16 protein-coding genes are annotated in these 17047 nt (G+C 71.0%); 10 read left to right on the top strand and 6 right to left on the bottom strand.

The features are described from left to right. Positions 1-30: 30 nt before the first annotated feature. A complete protein-coding gene (gene menC, locus E5F05_RS09360; protein ID WP_241687124.1) occupies positions 31-1158 on the bottom strand; it encodes an o-succinylbenzoate synthase in 1128 nt (375 codons plus the stop codon). Between the two features lie 82 nt (positions 1159-1240). Next, positions 1241-2095: a MurR/RpiR family transcriptional regulator gene (locus tag E5F05_RS09355; RefSeq protein ID WP_129118365.1), complete on the bottom strand. Its 855-nt coding sequence runs from the start codon at positions 2093-2095 to the stop codon at positions 1241-1243. 164 nt (positions 2096-2259) lie between these two features. Between E5F05_RS09355 and E5F05_RS09350 the strand changes: the two genes are divergently transcribed. Beyond that, positions 2260-3249: a polyprenyl synthetase family protein gene (locus E5F05_RS09350; protein ID WP_129118364.1), complete on the top strand. Its 990-nt coding sequence runs from the start codon at positions 2260-2262 to the stop codon at positions 3247-3249. 75 nt (positions 3250-3324) lie between these two features. On the opposite strand, the gene E5F05_RS09345 is transcribed toward E5F05_RS09350, so the two are convergent. Next, positions 3325-4122 (bottom strand): N-formylglutamate amidohydrolase, encoded by a 798-nt coding sequence (locus E5F05_RS09345; RefSeq protein ID WP_129118363.1) that lies wholly within the window; start codon positions 4120-4122, stop codon positions 3325-3327. 114 nt (positions 4123-4236) lie between these two features. Here E5F05_RS09345 and recF point away from each other — a divergent pair, with 114 nt between their 5' ends. Further along, on the top strand, positions 4237-5322 hold the full coding sequence (gene recF, locus E5F05_RS09340) for a DNA replication/repair protein RecF (RefSeq protein ID WP_129118548.1): 1086 nt from the start codon (positions 4237-4239) through the stop codon (positions 5320-5322). 102 nt (positions 5323-5424) lie between these two features. Beyond that, the gene (locus tag E5F05_RS09335; protein ID WP_129118362.1) at positions 5425-6294 is read left to right on the top strand and encodes a DciA family protein; all 870 of its coding nucleotides are present in this window, start codon (positions 5425-5427) and stop codon (positions 6292-6294) included. Here the strand turns inward: E5F05_RS09335 and E5F05_RS09330 are convergent. Then, positions 6291-7484, bottom strand: coding sequence for a class I SAM-dependent methyltransferase (locus E5F05_RS09330; RefSeq protein WP_164973418.1), 1194 nt, complete (start codon positions 7482-7484; stop codon positions 6291-6293). The two genes, E5F05_RS09335 and E5F05_RS09330, sit on opposite strands and share 4 nt — an antisense overlap. 53 nt (positions 7485-7537) lie before the next feature. On the opposite strand from E5F05_RS09330, the gene E5F05_RS09325 reads away from it, so the two are divergent. Together E5F05_RS09325 and E5F05_RS09320 are read left to right on the top strand one after the other, a co-directional pair. Continuing rightward, a complete protein-coding gene (locus E5F05_RS09325; protein ID WP_129118361.1) occupies positions 7538-8167 on the top strand; it encodes a ribonuclease HII in 630 nt (209 codons plus the stop codon). Then, positions 8164-8706, top strand: a complete 543-nt coding sequence (locus tag E5F05_RS09320; protein WP_129118360.1) for an MOSC domain-containing protein — start codon at positions 8164-8166, stop codon at positions 8704-8706. Before E5F05_RS09325 ends, E5F05_RS09320 begins: the two co-directional genes overlap by 4 nt. On the opposite strand, the gene E5F05_RS09315 is transcribed toward E5F05_RS09320, so the two are convergent. Together E5F05_RS09315 and E5F05_RS09310 are read right to left on the bottom strand one after the other, a co-directional pair. Beyond that, positions 8703-9530 carry a GNAT family N-acetyltransferase gene (locus E5F05_RS09315; RefSeq protein ID WP_129118359.1) on the bottom strand — a complete coding sequence of 276 codons (828 nt, stop codon included), beginning with the start codon at positions 9528-9530 and terminating at the stop codon, positions 8703-8705. The two genes, E5F05_RS09320 and E5F05_RS09315, sit on opposite strands and share 4 nt — an antisense overlap. A 54-nt stretch (positions 9531-9584) precedes the next feature. Further along, on the bottom strand, positions 9585-10934 hold the full coding sequence (locus E5F05_RS09310) for a M28 family metallopeptidase (RefSeq protein ID WP_164973417.1): 1350 nt from the start codon (positions 10932-10934) through the stop codon (positions 9585-9587). Positions 10935-11004: 70 nt separating this feature from the next. Between E5F05_RS09310 and lepA the strand changes: the two genes are divergently transcribed. The 5 genes from lepA to E5F05_RS09285 all read left to right on the top strand — a co-directional run bounded on the left by lepA (position 11005) and on the right by E5F05_RS09285 (position 16592). Then, positions 11005-12810 carry a translation elongation factor 4 gene (gene lepA / locus E5F05_RS09305; protein ID WP_241687109.1) on the top strand — a complete coding sequence of 602 codons (1806 nt, stop codon included), beginning with the start codon at positions 11005-11007 and terminating at the stop codon, positions 12808-12810. A 19-nt stretch (positions 12811-12829) separates the two neighbouring features. Further along, the gene (locus E5F05_RS09300) at positions 12830-13477 is read left to right on the top strand and encodes a class I SAM-dependent methyltransferase (protein ID WP_129118357.1); all 648 of its coding nucleotides are present in this window, start codon (positions 12830-12832) and stop codon (positions 13475-13477) included. 234 nt (positions 13478-13711) lie between these two features. Further along, positions 13712-14692 (top strand): MBL fold metallo-hydrolase, encoded by a 981-nt coding sequence (locus E5F05_RS09295; RefSeq protein ID WP_129118356.1) that lies wholly within the window; start codon positions 13712-13714, stop codon positions 14690-14692. Between the two features lie 194 nt (positions 14693-14886). Beyond that, positions 14887-16011: a sensor histidine kinase gene (locus tag E5F05_RS09290; protein ID WP_129118355.1), complete on the top strand. Its 1125-nt coding sequence runs from the start codon at positions 14887-14889 to the stop codon at positions 16009-16011. Beyond that, a complete protein-coding gene (locus E5F05_RS09285) occupies positions 16008-16592 on the top strand; it encodes a response regulator transcription factor (protein WP_129118354.1) in 585 nt (194 codons plus the stop codon). Before E5F05_RS09290 ends, E5F05_RS09285 begins: the two co-directional genes overlap by 4 nt. Positions 16593-17047 lie beyond the last annotated feature (455 nt).

Below are 17047 nucleotides of genomic sequence, written 5' to 3'. Positions count from 1 at the left end.
GGGACCTCCGGGGAGTGGGGAAAGGCGCTCTCAGTACACTTCGTCCGTGGGCGGCTGGTCGGGCAGGTCGTCGATGCGGGGTCGCGCCCCGGCCCGCACGGTCGTCTGCTGGCGGGTCACGCGGTCCAGCACCTCCCGGTCGAGGGTCACGCCGATGCCGGGGCCCTCGGGCACGGGCATCACGCCCCCTTCGACCTCCAGCCCTTCCTGAATGATGTCGTGGTCCCAGTAGCGGCTGGCGCTGCTGGTATCGCCGGGCAGCGTGAAATTTTCCAGGGTGGAGAGGTGGATGTTGTGCGCACGGCCCACGCCCGTCTCGACCATGCCGCCGCACCACAGTGGCACGCCGAACGCCAGCGTGAGGTCGTGGATGCGCCGCGCTTCCAGGTGGCCGCCCACCCGCCCGACCTTGAGGTTGATCACCCGCGCCGCGCCCAGCGTGAGGGCCTTGCGCGTGTCGGCCACGCTGGTGATGCTCTCGTCCAGGCAGATCGGCGTCCGCAGGCGGCGTTGCAGTTCGGCGTGGTCCACCAGATCGTCGAAGGCGAGGGGCTGCTCGATGTACTTCAGGCCGTAGGCGTCGAGGGCCTGGAGGGCCGCTGAGTCCGCCAGCGTATAGGCGCTGTTCGCGTCCACCGTCAGTTGAATGCCGGGGAATGCCTCGCGGACCGCCCGCACGGGTTCCTCGTCCCAGCCGGGCTTGATCTTGAGCTTTATCCGCCCGTACCCCTGCGCCACAGAATCGGCGGCGAGGTCCACGGTCGCCTGCGCGCTCTCCTGAATGCCCAGGCTCACACCCACCGGGATGCCGGTGCGGACGCCGCCCAGCACCCGCCAAAGCGGCAGGCCCAGATGCTTGGCCCACAGGTCCCAGAAGGCCATCTCCATCAGCGCGCGGGCCATCCGGTTGCCCCGGTACGGCGCGAGCGCCAGCGTGAACGCTTCCGGTGTGGTGAAGCTGCGGCCCAGCAGGCGGGGCAGCAGTTGCCCTTCCAGCAGGGCGAGTGCGCCGGGCACCGTCTCCTCCCGGTAGAGGGGGAGGTGGTCCATCACGCCCTCGGCGTAGCCTTCCAGGCCATTCGCGCGCAGCGTCAGCAGCGGCACGAAACGGCGGCGCTGCACACCGAAACTCGTCTCGAAGGCGAAACGGATCGGCATGTCCAGCACGCGCAGTTCGGCGGCTTCCAGCGTCAGACCGTCCGGCAGGGTGAGGGGCGGCGCTGTGTCAGTAGGTGCTGTGTCAGTACGTAAAGACATCCTGTTCTCCCAGTTCGCGTTCGGCGGCTTCCAGACGGGCGGTACCCACCCGGCCGACCAGTTTGGCGGCGAGCAGCGCGGTCAGGCTGGCGGGGGCGGCCAGCGGCACGAAGCGGCCCTCGGTGGCGTCCGTCGGCGCGTTGCCGAGGCCGGGCGTGGGCAGCACCAGGATTTCTGCCGCCTGACGTGCGCCCGGTGCGGCGGGGCTGTCGGTCACCAGCACCAGGACCACGTCCCGTGCCGTCAGGGCCTGTACCAGCCGGGCCGTCCCCTGGGCGTAGCGGCGCACGGTAAAGGCGACCAGCACGTCCCCCGGTCCCGCGTCCAGCCAGCGTTCGGGTTCCGCGCTGGCGTCCGCGCCCAGCAGGTGAACGTCCGGGCGCACGCCGCGCCACAGGTGCGCCGCGTAGGCGGCGGCCGGGGCGGACCCGCGTGCCCCGGTCACCCACACCCGCCGCGCGGCGGCCAGCCGGTCGGTCACGCGGTCCAGTGGCTCTTCCGGCAACGCGGCGAGGGCCTGGAAGACGGCCAGCTCGCGTGCCCAGTGGGCGGCCGCCTGGGACTCGGCGGGCAGGGGCGCGGGGGCGTGGCGGGCGCGGAGTTCCAGCCGGACGGCGCGTTGCAGGTCCGGGTAGCCCCGGTACCCCAGGGTCTGCGCGAACCGCGTGACGCTCGACGGATTGACCCCCAGGTCCTGCGCGATCTCGGCGGCACTGACGAGCGGAATCTCCGCCCACACCCGTGCCAGGTGGTCCGCGATGCGCCGCTCGGTGGCGGTCAGGCGCAGGTCCGCGCCCAGCGCAGCGGGCAGAAACGGCAGTTCATGGGTTTCGGTCATGCGTTTCACCAGGACCAGCGCCCCGCTCCCCTCTTGGCAATTTTGATTGCAAGGACTCTACCTCTTCGCAAGCTCGATTGCAAGAAGCCGGTGAACTGCCGCAGAGCGGGGGCCTGGGGCCAGACTCCCTGCCCCTTCACCCTCCCGGGCTAGACTGCCCCCCGATGCGTCCCGACCTGCTTGGCCGCGTGCTGTCCCTGCTCCCCACCGGGGGCGGGCGGCCGGAACTGAAGGCCTTCTCCGCCATGCTGCGCGACTATCCGCAGCGCGGCGGCAAGGGCATTCGCTCGGAACTGCTGCTGGCCAGCGCCCGCGCGCACGGCCTCCAGCCCGGCACACCCGGCGGGGAGGGCGCGCTGTGGCTGGCGGCGGCCCTGGAACTCTTCCAGAACTGGGTGCTGATCCACGACGACATCGAGGACGACTCGGAGGAGCGCCGGGGCAGGCCCGCGCTGCACCGCCTCCACGGCGTCCCCCTGGCGATCAACGCGGGGGACGCGCTGCACGCCTATATGTGGGCCGCCGTCCACCACGCGCAGGTGCCGGGCGCGGTGGAGGAGTTCCTGAACATGGTCTGGCGCACGGCGGAGGGGCAGCACCTCGACCTGACCTGGGTTCAGCACCGCGCGTGGGACCTGACGGAGGGCGATTACCTGGAGATGGTGCGCCTGAAAACGGCCTATTACACGGTGGTGATGCCGCTGCGGCTGGGGGCACTGGCGGCGGGGGTCACGCCGGACGAACGCTTCACGGCGGCGGGGCTGAACCTGGGCGCGGCCTTCCAGATCCGGGACGACGTGCTGAACCTGGCCGGCGATCCCCTCAAGTACGGCAAGGAGATCGGCGGCGACCTGCTGGAAGGCAAGCGCACCCTGATCGTCCTGCACTGGCTCGCCCACGCGCCGGAGGAGCAGAAAGGCACCTTTCTGGAGCAGATGCGGCGTGACCGCCAGGACAAGGACGCCGAAGCCATCGCCAATATCCACCGCTGGCTGCTGGAGAGTGGGAGTGTCGAGTACGCGCAGGACTATGCCGACAGGCAGGCCCGCGAAGGGCTGGCGCTGCTGGCGGAGGCCCTGGAGGACGCGCCCGACCAGGCCGCCGCCCGGGAACTGCTGGGGCAGATGCGGGGGCTGGCGACGCGCGAGGCGTAGGGGGCTTGTGGCGGGTGGCCTGTGGCTTGTGGAGGCCAAGGCTGGAAGCTGAGGCTTTTGCTCGTCTACAACAGGCTACGCGCCCCCCACCAGCCCCAGCGCCGCATCCGCGAACCGCTCGAAGGCGTGGGCCAGAGCGCGGATGTCCGCCTGCCTCGGCTCGCCCGTCTCCGTCAGGTAGAGGGCCACGTTGATCTCCAGCCCGAAGGCGGGCACGCCGCGGCGGGCATTCCAGCGGGCGCTGAGGGTATCGGTCGTCCAGGGATCACCGACCGCCACGCGCGTCAGGCCGCCGGACAGGACAGGCGCGAAGGCGTCCGCACAGGCGGCTTGCAGCGCGTCCCAGCGGTCCAGGGGGAAAGTGGGCGCGCGCCCGGTGCCCAGCATCAGCGTCAGCGCCGGTCGGGGCGTTCCGGTGTCCGGGCCGAGGGCGGGACCGCGCGAGGCCATGCTATGTCCCACGATCATCAGTGCCGCGCCGTCCAGCTCGGCCCCCACCTGGGCGTCGAAGGCGTCCCAGATACGCCGCAGCCGGGCCTCCCGCATCCCCGGCGCGAGCGTGAATCCCGCCGGATAGAGGGGCCGCCGCGCGAAATCGGTCAGCTTCACCACGCCGTTGTCGTCGCGGTCGTCCCGCTCGCGGTTCAGGTCCACGGCGAAACGGCTCCAGGGTGCTTCCAGGTACCGCGCCCCCGGCACCGCATAGATCAGGTCGGTGTACGGGTCCCCCTCCATGAAGAGCCGTTCCAGAAAGGCGGCCCGCCTGCTCAAATCGAAGGCGTCCTCCCCCAGCATGTCCCGCAGCACGTCGGCGGGCAGCGCCCCGGAAGGATGCGGCGTGAGGATCAGGAGGCGGTCACGGTCGGGGGTCATGGGGGGATTATGCAGAGGGCAGAGCGCGGAGAGCAGGAAGCCTTCATCCACTCACCCCTCCCCCTCCCCCAACTGCATCCCAAGCACCCCCGCCCCCCGCTCCTCGCCGGTAGAATGTCAGGTGTGCAGCTCTCGTCCCTCTCCACCCTGAATTACCGGAATCTCGCGCCGGGGACGCTCAATTTCCCGGTGGGCGTGACGGGCGTATTCGGGGAGAACGGGGCGGGCAAGACGAATCTGCTGGAAGCGGCGTACCTGGCGCTGACGGGGCTCACGGACGTGACCCGGCTGGAACAACTGATCCAGTCGGGCGAGCGGGAGGCGTATGTGCGCGCCGACGTGCAGCAGGGCGGCAGCCTCAGCATTCAGGAGGTCGGGCTGGGGCGCGGGCGGCGGCAGCTCAAGGTGGACGGGGTGCGCGCGAAGACGGGCGACCTGCCGCGCGGGAGCGCCGTGTGGATCAGGCCCGAGGACAGCGAACTGGTCTTCGGCCCCCCGGCGGGGCGGCGGGCGTACCTGGACGCGCTGCTCTCGCGCCTGAGCGCGCGCTACGGCCAGCAGCTCGCCCGCTATGAGCGCACGGTGGCGCAGCGCAACGCCGCGCTCAAGGCCGGGGAAGACTGGGCCATGCACGTCTGGGACGATCAACTGGTCAAACTCGGAAGTGACATCATGCTGTTTCGCCGCCGCGCGCTGACCCGACTGGACGAACTGGCGCGCGAGGCGAACGCCGCGCTGGGCAGCCGCAAACCCCTCACCCTGACGCTGGCCGAATCCACCACGCCCGAAACCTACGCGCAGGACCTGACCGCCCGCCGCGCGGAGGAACTGGCGCGCGGGTCCACCGTGACTGGCCCGCACCGCGACGACCTCACCCTCACCCTGGGCGAGTTTCCGGCGGGCGAGTACGCCAGCCGGGGCGAGGGGCGCACGATTGCGCTGGCCCTGCGCCGCGCCGAGCTGGAACTGCTGGCGGAGAAGTTCGGGGAAAAGCCGGTCCTCCTGATCGACGACTTCACGGCGGAACTCGACCCCGGACGGCGCGGCTTTCTGCTCGACCTCGCCGCCAGCGTGCCGCAGGCCATCGTGACCGGGACGGAACGCGCGCCGGGCGCGGTGCTGACGCTGCGGGCACACGCGGGCCGCTTCACCGAGGAAAGCAGCGTGCCCCAAGAGGCGACGGTGGAGGTGGGGGCGTGAGGGGGGAACGGTCAGTGGTCAGTGGTCAGTGGTCAGTGGGGCGGTCGCCTCTTTTCTCCACTCACCACTCACCACTTCCCACTGACCGCCTGCAGGACCACCATGAGTAACGCCCGCCGTCTGGGTGGCCCGCGCAACGTTTCGGAACTGCTGGGCGCGACGCTGGGCGCGGCGCGGCTGGCAAAAGGCGTGCAGCGGGCGCGCGCGATCCTGGCCTGGCCGCAGGCGGTCGGCCCCGAAATCGCGCGGCTGACGCGCCCGCGCTCGCAGCAGGGCGGGACGCTGTTCGTGGAGGTGCGGGACAGCGCCACCGCGCACCACCTCACCCTCCAGCGGCACCACTTCCTGAGGAGCCTGAACGCGCTGCTGGGGGAGGAACGGATCACCGAGATCCGCTTCAGCGTGGGCAGTGTCCGTGCGCCGAGTCCCGCACCGCGCGTCGCGCCGCTCCCCGCTCCCGACCGTGCCCGCGCCCGCGAACTGGTGCGGAACGTGGACGGCGACCTGAAAGACGTGGCGCTCCGGGCCGCCGAGGCCATCACCCGCGCGCGCAAGTGGCGCGAGGAACAGGGCTGGCGACCCTGCCCGGTGTGCGGCGAGGCCAGCAAGGAGCAGCCCTGCCGCGCCTGCACGCTGACGCTGGAAGACCCCAACGTGAAACGGGCTGCCCGCACGCTGACCCGCGCCCCCGAACGCCTGGCCGCCCTGCCCCCGCTGCTGGGCGACAGCGGGACGAACGCCGCCCGCTTCACCGCGCTGGAGCTGCTGAAAGGGCAGCTCGACCTGCTGGCGCTGGAATGCGTCCGCAGCGGCGGCGAGGAGGGGTACCGCGCCTTTTTGAGCCAGCAGGCCGAGGTGTACCTGGCCCTCTGGCACCGCAGGCCGCGCAGCGCCCTGAAGCGCGAGGACCGCGCGGCGCTGCCCGAACGGGTGCGGCAGGTGCTGAACGCCGGGCCGCTGGACGGGCGTTAACCCGCCCGCGTCGCCGCCAGCACCTTGAAGCCTCCCTCGCGCCGCAGCTCGCGCACCGGGCCGAGCGAGCGCAGTGGCGTCTCGTAGGGCAGCGGCTCGTTGGCGACGAGGTACAGCGTCCCGCCGGGGTTCAGGCGGCGGGCGGCGGCCGCGATGAACTCGCGCGCCACGTCCAGCACCACGCCCCGCCCGACGTGAAAGGGCGGATTGGTGAGGATCACGTCGAAGGTGCGCTCTCCCAGCGCCGCGTCCACATCGCTGTGGAGCACCTCGCCGGGCAGGTCGTTCGCGGCCAGGGTGGCCCGCGCGCTGCGGACGCTCTGGAGGTCGCCGTCCACCAGCGTGACCTGCGCGCCCCGCTGGGCGGCCCAGGCGCCGATCAGGCCGGTGCCGGTGCCGAGGTCCAGCACGCGCTTCCCGGTCAGGTCCAGATCGTCCAGCGTGCCGAGGAGCAGCGTGGTCGCCTTGTCGGGCCGGGTGGCGCTGAAGACGCCGGGCAGACCCACCACCTTCACGCCGAACGCCTCGTAGCCTTCGGGGCCGGGATAGGCCGGGGTGGGGCCGGGGCGGCGGACCAGTTTCGCCACGCGCATTCCGCCGTCACGGGCAATCGTCTCCCCCGTTCCGAAGGCATTTCCGGCGGCGCGGACGTAGCGGTCGAAGCCCTTGTCGCGGTCCCCGGCGAGGTACAGCGTCCCGCCGGGCGGCGTGCAGGCGTGCGCCCAGGCGACCTGCGCGAGCGCGTAGGCGTTCCCCCGGTCCCCCGCCAGCACCAGCGCGACCGTGCGCGCCCGCTCGGGCCAGCGTTCCCGCAGGTCGTCGCCCGGCACCGCCGCGACCGTTGCCAGGCCCGCCGCCTTCAGCACCCTCAGGGCCGCCGCCGACCCCTCCACCGCCCGCAGCGTGACGCCGGGGAGGCTGGCGAGCAGGCCGCCCATCGCCGTCAGATCCAGCACCTCGCCCCCCACGCGGTCCTTCCGCATCGTCTGGGCAAGAAGGGCCTGCGCCGCATCCACCTCGGGAAAGCCGCGCACCCCGGGCTTGGTGAGGGCGTGGAGGCCCTCCAGCCTGGGTCCCAACAGCGCGGGCCGCACGTCGAAATATCTTCCGGCTTCCACCTGTGCGGGTAGCTCGGCGCGTTTCCCCGCCGGACGACTTACTCTGATCTTCTGTTTGCCCCTACCAGTCACGTCCCCCAGAGTGGCACACGCGGCGGACCGCTGACGGCTGCTACCTTACCCCCATGTCCGCTCCTGCTGTCACCCCCGACTGGGCCTTCGAGCGCGAGCACTGGCGGCGTGGCTTTTTCCGGGTGGCCGGTGTGGACGAGGCCGGGCGCGGGGCCTGGGCCGGGCCGGTGACGGTGGCGGCGGTGATCCTGCCGGGACTGGCGAGCGAGTATCCCTTCCGCGACAGCAAACAGCTCACGGCGGCGCAGCGGGAGACACTCGCGGCGGAGGTGCGGCGGGTGGCGGTGGCCTGGGCGGTCGAACACGCCTGGCCGGAGGAGATCGGACGCCTGAACATCCTTGGAGCCACCCACGCGGCGGCGCAGCGGGCGCTGGCCCGCCTGGACCCCGCGCCGCAGGCCCTGGTCACCGATTATCTCAAGCTCCGCACGCCGCTCCCCCTCAGTGCCCCCCCAAAGGCCGACGCCCTGAGTTACAGCGTCGCGGCGGCCAGCCTGCTCGCCAAGACCGAGCGCGACCGGCTGATGGCCGAACTGGACACCCGGCATCCCGGCTACGGCTTCGCGGCGCACAAGGGCTACGGCGCCCCCGCCCACCGCGCCGCCCTGGAACGGCTGGGCGTCAGCGAGGTGCACCGGCGCAGCTACGCCCCGATTGCCCGCCTGTTGGAGGAGCAACCATGACTGGAACCGCCCTGGCCGTCAGCCTCAGCCCCATGCATACCTTCAGCAAGACCCCGCAACCCGAGATTCAGTTGCGGGCAGGGCTGGGCGTGGAGGGGGACGCGCACGCGGGCCTCACCGTGAAGCACCGCTCTCGGGTGGCGCAGAATCCCGACCAGCCGAATCTCCGGCAGGTTCACCTGATCCACGCGGAACTGCTGGACGAGTTGCGCGGGCAGGGCTTCCAGGTGGCGCCGGGCGACCTGGGCGAGAACGTGACGACTCGGGGCGTGGACCTGCTGGCGTTGCCGCGCGGCACCCGCCTGCACCTGGGAGACGCGGCGGTGGTCGAGGTGACAGGCCTGCGAAATCCCTGCGCGCAACTCGATGCCTTCCAGCCCGGGCTGCTGAGGGCAGTCCTCGACCACGACGAACAGGGAAACCTGATTCGCAAGGCGGGCATCATGGGCGTGGTGCGGGTGGGGGGAACCGTGCGCCCCGGCGACGAGATTCGCGTGGAGTGGCCGCCTGGACCGCACGAGCGGCTGGAACGGGTTTAAGACTCGCGGGGTGGCCGTTCCAGCCCCTTCTGCACCTCGGTGGGGCGGAAACCGACGCGCTCGTAAAGGCGCTGGGCATGGTCATGGGGGTCCGCGACGATCACGAGGGTCCGCGCGGCGAGGTTCGCCCGCGCCCACTCCCCCGCGAAGTAGACGAGATTCCCGGCCAGCCCCCGCGAACGCCACTGCGGATGCGTCTCGACATTCTGATACCGGGTCACGCCGCCGCCCACGCCGTACACACCGAGGCCCGCGAGCATCCGCCCGTCCGCGAACGCTCCCAGGTACGCGCCGTGTCCAGCCTCCTGCGCCGCCCGGAGGCCCGCCAGCCTGCCCCCGGCAAAGGTGCGGTAGCCTTCCTCCTCCAGGCCTTCCGGGCCAGCGGCGTTCACGGCGAGGCGCAGGGCCAGGGCCGCGTCCCAGTCGGCCGCAGTCTGGAGGGGCCGCAGCGTCACGCCGTCCGGCAGGGCCGCAGCGGGGGGGGTGGTCCGCGCGGTGGTCAGCACCGTGTCGCGGGTGAGGCGAAAACCCGCCGCCCCGAACTCCGCCGCCGCACCGGCCTCCCCACCGGGCGTATCCAGGCCGAAGGTCACATGCCGGGCGTCCGGGTGCGCCTCGCGGAAGCGGGCGAGCCACGTCTCCAGGCTGCCGGGATGCGGAGGCTCGTGCAGCAGCAGAAAGTTGCCCCACCAGAAGGTCGGGTTGGTGGGTGTGCGGACCACCGTGTACGTCCCGTGGTCCTCCACCTGCGCGCCCGCCTGCACCCGCAGGGCGAGGTCGGTGTGGTAACCGAGGGCGCGGGGAGTCCTGAACGGTTTCATCATGGGGGTCAGCCTAGAGGCCCCGCCGGGGCGCGGGGATGCGCCAAAGCACGGAGTTCAGCACCCACCACTCCTGAAGCCCTCGCAGGGTTCGTCCGGGGTCCAGGGCGCGGCCAGGACGGCCTGCGCGAGCTTCACGGCAAAGTCCCCCGCTTCCCGCACCAGCGCGGGCGAGAGGGTCAGGTCGGTCGCCGCGTGGTAATTCCGGTCCAGGCCGCGGTGGATGAAGACGGTGCGGACGCCCCAGCTCTGGAAGGGCACCTGGTCACTGTTGCCGCTGATGTTCATGGAGCGCCCGAAGGTTTCGCGTCTGGTGGCGGCTTCGTCCTCGAACACCCGCACGCCGGGGCGCACCCGCCTCGCCAGCGGGAGCAGCTCGGCGTGGGCGGCGACACCGAGCGGTTCGACATTCACGCCCACCATGTCGAGGTTCAGCATGGCCCGTGTCTGCCGCAGCGGATAGCGGTGCGCGTCCACAAAGGCGCGGCTGCCGACCAGGCCGTCCTCCTCGGCGTCGAACAGGACGAACCAGGCGCGGTCGGCCAGGGGCGTCCGGGCGGCTTCGCGGGCAGCCTCCAGCACGGCCAGCACGCCGCTGGCGTTGTCGTTCGCGCCGGGTGAGTCGTTCACGCTGTCCAGATGCGCGCCGAACAGCACTTCGGGCTTGGCCTCCACGCGGGCGGCGATCAGGTTATGACCCTTCACCTCGCGCACCTCCACTTTTGAAGTGAGCCGGGCTGGCTGGCCCGCCAGCGGCAGCACCTTCGCCCCGTCGGCGGCGCTGACCTGCACCAGCGGGAGGGGGGTGGCGGGCACGCGCTGAAGCTGCCGCACCGCGCAGTCCTGCACCAGCACCAGCCCCAGCGCCCCGGCCTGGGTGGCCCGCTCCACCAGGTCACGCCGGGTCACCCCCTCGCCGTCCCACTCCTGGCAGGTTGTCAGGGCGATCTGGCCGCGCAGGCCCCGCGCCTCCATCTGCTCGGAGGTGGCGCCGGACGGCAGACGCACCAGCCGCCCCTCCTGCTCCCCGCCCCGGCTGCCGTACAGGGCGGCGGCAGGAACACTCAACGAGCCGACCTTCAAGGTGCCGCCCCGGTCGTAGGGCCGTTCCAGCGTCACCGGCTGCTCGGTCACGGGGTAGCCCAGCGCGCGGAACTGGTCGGCCAGCCACTCCTCGGCCCGGTCATGGCCCTCGCTGCCCACCGGGCGGGGGCCGAACGCCTGCAAGCCCCGCCAGTCCTGCGAGGCGGTGCGCGAGAGGGCCGCCGTCTGGACGGGCGGGTCATGCGGGCGGCTGGCCCAGTACCACGCGCCCCAGCCGCCTCCCAGGACGAGCGCGGCGGGCAGGAGCCACTTCCACACCGGGGGGCGGGGCCGGGTCGGCAGGGGCCGGGAGCGGGCGTGCATGGCGTTCAGCATAGTGGAGGCGGGGTTCACGGCACCTTGCCGCCGCGCCCCACTCGCTACACTGCGCTCTGTGAACGTCAGGCCCCCCGCTCAGGTCAGAAATTTCTCCATCATCGCCCACGTGGACCACGGCAAGTCCACGCTCGCGGACCGCATTCTGGAGCGTCTGGGCGCGATGGGCGAGCGCGACAAACGCGACCAGACGCTCGACACCCTCGAACTGGAGCGCGAGCGCGGCATCACCATCAAAAGCACCCCCATCCGCCTGACTTACCAGAGAGAGAACGGCGAGGAGTACACCTTCAACCTGATCGACACGCCCGGCCACGTGGACTTCAACTACGAGGTTTCGCGCTCGCTCGCCGCCTGCGAGGGCGTGCTGCTGCTGGTGGACGCCTCGCAGGGCGTGGAGGCGCAGACCATCGTGAACGCCTACCTCGCCATCGACAGCAACCTGGAAATCGTGCCGGTCATCAACAAGATCGACCTCCCCGCCGCTGACCCCGAGGGCGCCGCGCAGGAACTGGAGGACGTGATCGGCATTCCCGCCGAGGAGGCCATCTTCGCGTCGGGCAAGGCGGGGCTGGGCATTCCCGAGATTCTGGAAGCGATTGTCGAGCGGATTCCCGCCCCCTCCGGCGACCCACAGGCGCCGCTCAAGGCGCTGATCTTCGACTCCTTCTACGACGCCTACCAGGGCGTGATCCTGTTCGTGCGGGTGCTGGAAGGCACGCTGACGCCCAAAGAGCAGATTCTGCTGATGAACACCGGCAAGACCTTCGAGGTGGACAAGGTGGGCACCTTCAGCCCCGGCCTGGTGGTGGGCGAGTCGCTCCCGGCGGGCGCGGTCGGCTGGGTCGCGGCGGGCATCAAGGACATCCACGACGCGCAGGTGGGCGACACCCTCACCGAAAAGGACCGCCCCACCCCCCAACCTTTCCCCGGCTTCAAGCCCGCGCAGCCCGTGGTCTTCAGCGGCCTCTATCCCACCGATACCGAGGACTACCGCAAACTCCGCGACGCGCTGGAAAAGCTCAAGCTCAACGACGCGGCCTTCACCTTCGAGCCGGAAACGTCCGAGGCGCTGGGCTTCGGCTTCCGCTGCGGCTTCCTGGGCCTGCTGCACGCCGAGATCATTCAGGAGCGGCTGGAACGCGAGTACGACCTGGATTTGATCGCCACCGCGCCCGCCGTGGTCTACCGCGTGACCCTCACCAACGGCGAGGTCTTCGAGACGCAGAACCCCGCCGACTTCCCCACCCGTGACCGCATCAGCAAGGTGGAGGAACCGTATATCAAGCTCTCCATCATGCTGCCCGAGGAGTACGTGGGGCCGGTGATGCAACTGCTTCAGGAGCGGCGCGGCTCAATGGTCACGATGAACTACGTCGGCAAGCGGGTGGAGCTGATCTACGAGGTGCCCTTCGCGGAAATCCTGTACGACTTCCACGACCGCCTGAAGTCCATCTCGCGCGGCTACGCCAGCATGGACTACGAGCAGATCGGCTACCGCGAGGGCGACCTGCGCAAGGTGGACATCCTGGTGAACAACGAGGTGGTGGACGCCCTGGCCGTGATCGTCCACGAGGACAAGGCGTACAGCCTGGGCCGCAAGATCGTGGACAAGATGGCGGAAGTGATTCCCCGGCAGATGTTCCCGGTGCCGGTGCAGGCCACCATCGGCGGCAAGATCATCGCCCGCGCCACCGTCAAAGCGTACCGCAAGGACGTGCTGGCGAAGTGCTATGGCGGCGACATCACCCGCAAGAAGAAGCTCCTCGAAAAGCAGAAGAAGGGCCGCGCCCGCATGAAGCAGATCGGCACGGTGGAGGTGCCGCAGGAGGCGTTCCTGGCGGTGCTGAGCACGGAGGAGTGAAGGGAGGAAGGGGGCAGGCATGGCGAACGCCCGGCACGTGCAGCGCCTGTACGACCACAAGGCGTCCGGGTATGACGCGGCGACTTCCTCACAGATGCTGGACGCCTTGCGCTCCGGGCTGTTCGCACGCGCGTCCGGCGACGTGCTGGAACTGGGGGTGGGAACCGGCGCGACCTTCGCGCACTACCCGGCCACGCTCCGCAGCCTGACCGCCCTGGACGTCAGCGGGGAGATGCTGCGACGGGCGCAGCCCAGAACCCTCCGGTTGCCGTTCCCGGTGCGCCTGGTGCAGCACGACTTCCAGACGCTGCCCTTTCCGGCGGCGAGCTTCGACACGGTGACGTCCTCCCTCGGCCTGTGCGGCATTCCCGACCCGGCGCGTTTGTTCAGCGAGGTGCGGCGGGTGCTGCGTCCCGGCGGGCAACTGCTTGCCCTGGAACATGTGCGGCCGCCGAACGCCTGGCTCGGCATCGCGGCCGACGGGCTTGACCCGCTGTTCGAACGCTTCGTCGGCTGCCATGCCAACCGCCGCACACCGCATCTGCTGCGTGAGGCGGGCTTCACGGTGGAGGTGCTGGAGCGACGCCTGGCGGGCATTCTGGTCGCGTTGCGCGCAACGCGACCCGGGCCACGTGAGGTCCCCGCTTCACGTTCCGCCCGTTCGTGATGTTGGCGGAAGGTGAGACTCTCTTCAACCAGGCCCACCCACGTTGACCCCAGCTCCCATCGGTACACCCCCGCCCCGCGCGGGGGCTTTTGCTGCCTGCCCTGCTCGGCCCCTCAAGCCGATGCGAAGGCCGCGTGAGGCTGCATTAGGGCAGGCACGGGGCGCTCCTCATCCGGGCTGCCTAGCGTGTGAGAAACCTTCGTGTCGTCTCACGCCCCCGAAAGGATGTCCGTCATGACCCAGCTTCCCGCCTGGCAGCCACCCCCGCCCCTGACCACCAGCGTCGAGCAGATTCGCCCGCCCGCGCCGCATGTCTCCACCTTCGGCGGCACGCAGGTTCTGCGGCCCGACGTGGTGCGGGTGCGGCTGCCGATGGTCAATGCCTACCTGCTGGGGCTGCCGGGTGAGCCCTGGGTGCTGGTGGACGCGGGCATGCCGGGCACGGCGGGCATGATCCGTGCGGCGGCGGAGAATTATCACGCGGGCAGCCCCCCCGCCGCCATCGTGCTGACGCATGGGCACCTCGATCACATCGGCGGGCTCCACGACCTGCTGCAAACGTGGAAAGTGCCGGTGTACGCGCACCCCCTGGAGCTGCCCTACCTGACGGGGCAGGTGCCCTATCCCTTCCCCGACCCCAGCGTGGGCGGCGTGATGAGCCTGCTCTCCCCGGCCTTTGTCCCCGGCCCCTTCGATTTCCGGCCCCACATCCAGGCGCTCCCCCCGGCGGGGGAGGTGCCCCACCTGGCGGGCTGGCGCTGGCTGCACACGCCGGGGCACAGCGTCGGCCACGTGTCGCTCTGGCGGGAGGCCGACCGCACCCTGATCGCGGGGGACGCCTTCGTGACCACCAAGCAGGAGACGGTGACCGGGGCGCTGGCGCAGAAGCCCACGCTGGTCCACCGCCCGCCCGCGTACTACACCCCCAACTGGGACGCGGCGCGCGAGTCGGTGCGGCTGCTCGCGGCGCTGCCCCCCGCGCTGGCCGCCACCGGACATGGACACCCGATGACCGAGGTACAGATGGACCTCGACCTCCAGCGCCTTGCGCGCAATTTCGACGAGGCGGCGCGGCCCCTGCGCGGGTGGTACCTGAGTCATCCGGTGCCGGTGGCCCTCCCGCAGCCGGGCACCCCCGATCCCCTCAAGAGGATCGTGCTGGGCGCACTGGCCGCCGTCGGCCTGGTCCTGCTGGTGGACCGCTTGCGGAGCTGAACAGCCGTTCTCTTTCCCGCCGCCCCCTGCCTTTAAGAACGGCGGCCCAAAGGAGCGCCCCCAAGCAGGCGCGTGAAGGGTCGCCCTTTTTCGTGAACGCCTCCGCCTGAGTCTGTCCAGGCCGTTTCCGGGGTCATCACGGCTCCATATGGGTGTGCCGTTTCTGTCAGAGGGGGCCTCCTACACTCCGGGGTATGAGCGCAGGTGAGGCTGCTGTGAGTGCCGCCCGCAGACCCGGCCGGGACGCACGGCAGGGTACCCTGCGGACGCAGTTCACGCTGGTGATCTTCCTGCTGGCCTTTCTGCCGAATCTGGTGCTGACGCTGACCGCGCGGCCCGGCGTGTCCGCCCTCATGCTCGCGGTCTGGATGGTGCTGGTCGCGGCGCTGTGCGGGCTGGTGGGCTACCTGCTCAGCGGCGTGCTGCTACGCCCGCTCAGCCGCCTGGAGGCGGAGGTGCAGCGCGGCGACTTCGCCCACGCCCGGCAGGCCCAGCCGCACCGGGACGACCCCGCCGAGATTCGCGCGCTGCGTGCGGCCTTTGCCGACCTGCTGGAGCGGCTCTCGACCGAGCAGGCCCGGCGCAGCGCCTTTATGGCGACGCTGGTCCACGACCTGAAGACGCCCCTGATCGCCACCGGACACCTGATCCGTGCCCTGACCGAGCATCCCCTGCCGGACGCCGAACGGCGCGAGGTGGGCCGCGAGCTGCTCAGCGAGAACGCGCGGCTGCTGGCCCTGGTGGGGCAGATGGCCGACGCCCACCGCTTCGAGCGCGAGGAGGTCGAGGTGCAGCCCCGGCCGACCGACCTGCGGGCCCTGCTCGACGGGGTGGCCCGCCGCCTGCATCCCCAGGCCCAGGCGCGCGGCCTGACCCTCTCGGTGGCGGGCGAGGGCCGCACCTCCGCCGACCCCGCCGTTCTGGAACGCGCCGTGACCAACCTGGCCGAAAATGCCCTGCGGTACGCCCACACGGGGGTGATCCTGGCCGTGACGCCCGCCGGGGTGGAGGTGCACGACGACGGTCCCGGCCTGGGGGCACCCCTGGCCGAACTCGCGCAGCCCTTCAACGCGCAGCCCGCCACCATCGCCGGGCAGCAGTACACCGCCGGGACCACCGGCCTGGGGCTGTTCATCGCCCGCCGGATCGCCGAGGCGCACGGTGGGGCGCTCACCTACGCGCGGGCGCCCCTGACGCGGGCGGGCACGGCTGTCCCGCCTCCCCCCTCTGCCCACGCTGGCCGTGACGCGGCCCGTCATGGTGACCTGGCCGCCGTGCACTCCGTCTTCGCTCTCAATCTCCCGGAGGTGACCCCTTGAAACTCGTGATCGCTGATGACCATCCCCTCTTTCGTATGGGCCTGAAGTACGCGCTGCTGCACCAGGGCTTCGACGTGGTGGCCGAGGCCGCCGACGGCCTGCAAGCCCTGGAAGCCTGCCGCGCCCTCCAGCCGGACGCCGCGCTCCTCGACGTGAAGATGCCCGGCCTGACCGGCGTCGAGGTCTGCGAGCGGCTGCGCCTGACCCACCCGCAGGTGGTCAGCGTGCTGATCACGACCTTTACCGAACCCGCCATCGTGCAGGCGGCGCGGGCCGCCGGAGCGCGCGGCTACGTCAGCAAGGAGACGGACCCCGAGAGCCTCGCCCGGCAACTGCGCGACATCGTGGCCCACCCCGAGATCGACCGTCTGCCGCAGGTGGACGTGCCGCGCCTGACCCCCCGCGAGTCCGAGGTCCTGCCACTGCTCGCCCAGGGTTTTTCCAACAAGGAGATCGCCAAGAACCTCGGCGTGAGTCCGGATACGGTCAAGGATCACCTCGCCCGGCTGTACGCCAAGCTGGACGCCGGGGACCGTACCGAGGCCGTCAGCCGCGCGCGCAGCATCGGGCTGCTGCATTGAGCCGGGAAACGTGGAGACGGGGGGGCGGCCGCAGAGGCTGCCTCTTCGCCGTTTTGGGAAAGCTCCAGAGTCAGAGGCGGCCCAGCCAGGCGAGCAGGAAGCAGACGCCTGCGGCCATGAGGGCGACGAACGTGGACATGAGGGGCCACTGCACGCGCGCCGGAGCGTCGCCCAGGCGGGGGCCTGTAAAAACGCCACCGCGTTCTGGCTGCCAAAGGACCCCTGGACAAACGACCCGGCCAGGATGCACAGGAGGATGCCCGCGACAGTCAGCCCGGTCAGGACGCCGTGCCATCCGTGCTGAATGAACAGGTACCCCAGGAGGGCGCCCAGGAGACTCGCACCACAGCCGTACAGGAGGCTCCGCTTCAGCAGGTCCCACAGCACCGCCCACCTCGTCTGCGGTTTGACGGAGGGTTTCATGCGGCGATTGTAGAACCGTGGATTTCCCCTAG

The sequence above is a fragment of the Deinococcus metallilatus genome (genome assembly GCF_004758605.1).
GTDB lineage: Bacteria > Deinococcota > Deinococci > Deinococcales > Deinococcaceae > Deinococcus > Deinococcus metallilatus.
The sequence above is the reverse complement of the archived record's forward strand: the minus strand, read 5'-3'. Positions and strand labels throughout refer to the sequence as shown.

Excerpts from the sequence above, each read along its gene's own strand:
- E5F05_RS09315 (WP_129118359.1), bottom strand. The coding sequence starts at position 9,530 with ATGATGAAACCGTTCAGGACTCCCCGCGCCCTCGGTTACCACACCGAC.
- E5F05_RS09345 (WP_129118363.1), bottom strand. The coding sequence starts at position 4,122 with ATGACCCCCGACCGTGACCGCCTCCTGATCCTCACGCCGCATCCTTCC.
- E5F05_RS09290 (WP_129118355.1), top strand. The coding sequence starts at position 14,887 with ATGAGCGCAGGTGAGGCTGCTGTGAGTGCCGCCCGCAGACCCGGCCGG.
- E5F05_RS09350 (WP_129118364.1), top strand. The coding sequence starts at position 2,260 with ATGCGTCCCGACCTGCTTGGCCGCGTGCTGTCCCTGCTCCCCACCGGG.
- menC (WP_241687124.1), bottom strand. The coding sequence starts at position 1,158 with ATGCCGATCCGTTTCGCCTTCGAGACGAGTTTCGGTGTGCAGCGCCGC.
- E5F05_RS09320 (WP_129118360.1), top strand. The coding sequence starts at position 8,164 with ATGACTGGAACCGCCCTGGCCGTCAGCCTCAGCCCCATGCATACCTTC.
- E5F05_RS09310 (WP_164973417.1), bottom strand. The coding sequence starts at position 10,934 with ATGCACGCCCGCTCCCGGCCCCTGCCGACCCGGCCCCGCCCCCCGGTG.
- E5F05_RS09295 (WP_129118356.1), top strand. The coding sequence starts at position 13,712 with ATGACCCAGCTTCCCGCCTGGCAGCCACCCCCGCCCCTGACCACCAGC.
- recF (WP_129118548.1), top strand. The coding sequence starts at position 4,237 with ATGTCAGGTGTGCAGCTCTCGTCCCTCTCCACCCTGAATTACCGGAAT.
- E5F05_RS09325 (WP_129118361.1), top strand. The coding sequence starts at position 7,538 with ATGTCCGCTCCTGCTGTCACCCCCGACTGGGCCTTCGAGCGCGAGCAC.
- E5F05_RS09355 (WP_129118365.1), bottom strand. The coding sequence starts at position 2,095 with ATGACCGAAACCCATGAACTGCCGTTTCTGCCCGCTGCGCTGGGCGCG.
- E5F05_RS09300 (WP_129118357.1), top strand. The coding sequence starts at position 12,830 with ATGGCGAACGCCCGGCACGTGCAGCGCCTGTACGACCACAAGGCGTCC.
- E5F05_RS09335 (WP_129118362.1), top strand. The coding sequence starts at position 5,425 with ATGAGTAACGCCCGCCGTCTGGGTGGCCCGCGCAACGTTTCGGAACTG.